This window comes from Actinomadura roseirufa, assembly GCF_900659635.1.
Lineage (GTDB): Bacteria > Actinomycetota > Actinomycetes > Streptosporangiales > Streptosporangiaceae > Spirillospora > Spirillospora roseirufa.
In genome coordinates, this window is the sequence record NZ_CAACVB010000475.1 from 1 (window position 1) to 3505 (window position 3505).

Below are 3505 nucleotides of genomic sequence, written 5' to 3' on the forward strand. Positions count from 1 at the left end.
CGTCGCCGTGCGCGGCGAGCCGGTCGAGCGCGGCGACGCCGACGGGCTCGCCCGCGCCGTCGAGCACCGCCCGGAACGGGCCGACGAGCGTGTCCGGCGCGGCGGACGCGAGAGCGGTGAGCCACTCCGCGGTGCCGTTGCCGTTGCCGTTGCCAGCGTCGTCCAGGGCGAGCTGGTGCAGCAGTTCGCACACCATCCGCTCGTTGGCCACCAGCGCCGCGAACGCCTCCGGGTATCGTCCGGGCGGATCCCGCCGGACCAGCTCGGCTATGGCGGCCTCACCGCCGGGCCGCTCGTCCGGCCGCTCGTCCGGCCGGGGCGGCTCGATCAGGCCGGCCAGGTAGGGCCCACCGAAACCGAGTGCCTCGGCGACGCCGAGATACGCGGCGCCGCCGTGCGCGGGCGGGTCCCGCCAGAGCCGGGCGCGGCCCATCCGCAGCAGCACCTCGAAGTCGCCGCCGGCCTCGTGCCAGTGCTCCTGGACGAGCGGCAGGTCGGCGACCTCGCCGCGGCCGACGAGGGCGTTGAAGACCAGGCGGCGCTCCGGGGCGGTGCGCAGCTCGCGGAAGCGCCCGGCGGCGAACAGGCGGCGCAGGTCGGCGGGGTCCGCCCGGCCGCTCTGGGCCGCCCGCCGCACCGTCACCGGCCAGTCCAGCTCGGACAGGATCCGCAGGACCTCCGCCGGGTCCGCGCCCGCCAGCGGCCTCCGCTCGGCGGCGAGGAAGGCGACGATGTCGGTCAGCGTCCGCCGCCGCCCGCCGGTGAGGTCGCGCAGCGCCGTCAGGTACTCGCGGGCGCGGGCGGCCCCCTCCGGCGGTTCCCGCGGCGCGGCCCAGGACAGCTCGAAGGTGCCCGGCCGGGGCCGGGCGGCGAACGCCAGCCGGACGTGCCGGCTGCCGTTGTCGTGCCAGGTCCCGGCGGCGAACCGGGTCCGCCACCCGTACGGCAGCAGCGCCGCGACCGCGTCGAAGAACGCCAGCCGCCGGTCGGGCGGCACCGCGCCGCCGCCGGTGACGGTGACCGGCCCGTCCAGCAGCAGCGCGGCGGCGGTCGCCGCCGGCTCGAAGCCGATCTCCTCGATCCGGGCGGCCTGCTCGGCGGCGGACGCCTCGGGCAGGTCGACCACCAGCTCGCCGTCCTGCGCGGCGAGGTCACGGCCGTACAGCTCCCGGTAGATGCCCTGGTAGCGGACGGGCGCGTCGCTCACCGCCTCGTAGGGCAGGTAGAAGTACCGGCCGACCGCGATCGGGCGGCCCGCCGCGTCGCAGTCCGGCGACCACTCCTGGATCGTGAGCCCCAGGTAGTGGCGCTCGGCGTCCTGCACCTCGCTGACCGTCACCCACGGCAGCGCGCCCGGACCGTCCTGGCGGGCCGACGGCGGGTTGCCGAGCGAGAACCGGGACAGGATCGCGCCGAGGTCCTCGGGCGTGAACGCCCGCCCCGCCGACCGGAGGATCGTGTAGTCGTCGTGGCTGCCGGGCGGCTTGCCGCGCAGTGCCCAGCCGACGCGCACCTTCACCACCGCGGCCTCCTCACCGCCGCCCGCCTCCGCCCCGGCACGGCCTCACCGCCCGGGGAGAAGCGTCCTGGCCAGCCAGATGACCGGCTCCAGCACGTTGATCGGACGGACGTCGCCGTAGATGTGCTGGGTCGTCCGCCCCTGCTCGTCGGTCTCCTCGACGGCGTTCCACGGCTGCGCCGGCTGGAAGCGGCCGACGTCCGGGTCCAGGTAGAAGCCGACGGCGGAGGTCATGAAGTAGCGGGTCCGTTCGGGGTTGAAGTAGGTCTCGATGCCGTCGCGGAACAGCTTCGCGCCGCCCTCGCGGCTGGACTCGCACAGCTCGGAGAACAGGTCCTTGGCCAGGTCGTCCGGGACGGTCGGGAACTGCTCGGGCGTCAGCGTCTGGTCGATGTACCCGAGCCTGCGGGCCGGGTGGTACACCTGCGGGTGGTCGAACTTGGTGATGCAGACGGCCAGGTGCTGCGGAAGGTAGCGGTCCGGGCTGTGCTCGGCCGACCGCCGCGCCACCTGGAGCACCGTCCGGTGGAAGTAGTCGTAGGTGTTCCGGCGGGTCCGCTCCCGCGTCGGGTCGAACAGCAGGATGAGGCCCCGGCACGCGCCGAGGTGGGCGAACAGCCGCTCCTCGTCGGACATCTCGGGCTGCGCGCCGCCCGCCGGGCCGCCCTCGTGCGGCGTCTTCGGGTCGTCGCCGCCATAGTGGACGTTGAGCGGCACGTAGGCCCGGCGGTCACCGGCGAACGCGCCGCCGGGGGCGTCGAGCAGGTCGAGGCCGACCGAGGCCACGACCTCGCGGGTGCGGGCCGACCGCATCCGCCTCGGCTCGCTCACCTCCCGCTGGCCGCGCAGTACCCAGCGGAGGTTCGGCGACAGGTGCAGGGTCGCCTCCGGGAACCGCCGCTCGTACATGAGCTTGTGGGTGCTGCGCGTGAGGAAGTCGTTGGACTCGTCGTTGTCGCCGTAGAGGATCCAGTCCGACCGGGCGCGGTTGACGGCGATGCCCAGGGCGGCGAGGAACGTCGTCTTGCCGCTCCCCGGCGCCCCCCACATTCCGATCCGGCCCGACGGACCCGGCATGGCCGGCATGGACATGGATCACCTCGTGTCTTCGGCGAGCGGAAAGGGACAGTGCGCCGGCTCCCCGGTGACGAGCCGCAGCGCGGCGGCCAGCCCCCGCGGGGTGGCCTCGTCGAGCAGGGCGAGCAGGTCGGTGCCGAGCCCGGTCCACGCGGGGTGGCCCCGGGCGGGGCCGTCCGGCCGGTCGAGGACGGTGACGCAGGCGGTGACCCCGGCCTCGGCGCGCACCCGGCGCAGCTCCGCGGCCCAGTCCAGCCGGACCGGGCACGCGTGCGCGGGGCTCTGCTCGTCCACGGACATCACCGGGTGCGGGCGGCGGTCCGCGACCACCAGCAGGCCGCGGGGCCCGGCGGGCGGCTCGGCCCGGCCGCGGACGGCGACCTCGCGCAGCGCGTCCTCCAGCGGCGCCGCGTTGGCGTAGTAGCCGGGCGCCGGGGCGGGCAGGGCGTCCAGGGCCTTGCGCGCGCCGGCCGGCGACGCGAACCACTCCCCCCGGACGACGCCGTCCGCGGAGGCGTACCGCCCCAGGTGCTCGCCGTAGCCGAGGACGCTCACCCGGAGCCCGTCCACGCCGGTGTCGGCGAGCAGGTCCAGCAGCCGGCCGAGCAGGTCGCGGCGCGCCCGCGCCAGGGCCGGCGGGCCGTTCAGCTCGACCAGGCAGAACAGCTCGGCGGGGCCGGCGCCGGGGCCGAGCCGCCCGGGGACGAGCCGGACCAGCTCGGCCAGCCCGCGCGGGTCGGGGACGAACCCGGCCGGGCGGACGAGCCGCGGCCGTCCCGGGCCGTCCAGCACGATCTCCACGGGGTCGGGCCGGCCCGCGCCGAGCCGTCCCCACCAGGCCGCGACGAGCCGCGGGGAGCGGTCCGCCGTCACCACCGCGAGCGTCGTCTCGTCCCGGCAGCCGGGGAC

At 76.6% G+C, this 3505-nt stretch carries 3 protein-coding genes; all 3 read right to left on the bottom strand.

The window, feature by feature from the left end; all coding sequences use genetic code 11:
• Positions 1-1522, bottom strand: a 1522-nt coding sequence (locus tag E1291_RS40345) for a hypothetical protein (RefSeq protein WP_207401226.1), incomplete at its 3' end; no start/stop codon positions are given.
• A gap of 42 nt (positions 1523-1564) precedes the next feature.
• Complete coding sequence (locus tag E1291_RS40350; protein WP_131743273.1) at positions 1565-2611, bottom strand: P-loop NTPase family protein; 1047 nt, start codon at positions 2609-2611, stop codon at positions 1565-1567.
• A gap of 3 nt (positions 2612-2614) precedes the next feature.
• A partial coding sequence (locus tag E1291_RS42935; RefSeq protein WP_207401227.1) for a hypothetical protein occupies positions 2615-3505 on the bottom strand: 891 nt, incomplete at its 5' end.

Excerpts from the sequence above, each read along its gene's own strand:
- E1291_RS40350 (WP_131743273.1), bottom strand. The coding sequence starts at position 2,611 with ATGTCCATGCCGGCCATGCCGGGTCCGTCGGGCCGGATCGGAATGTGG.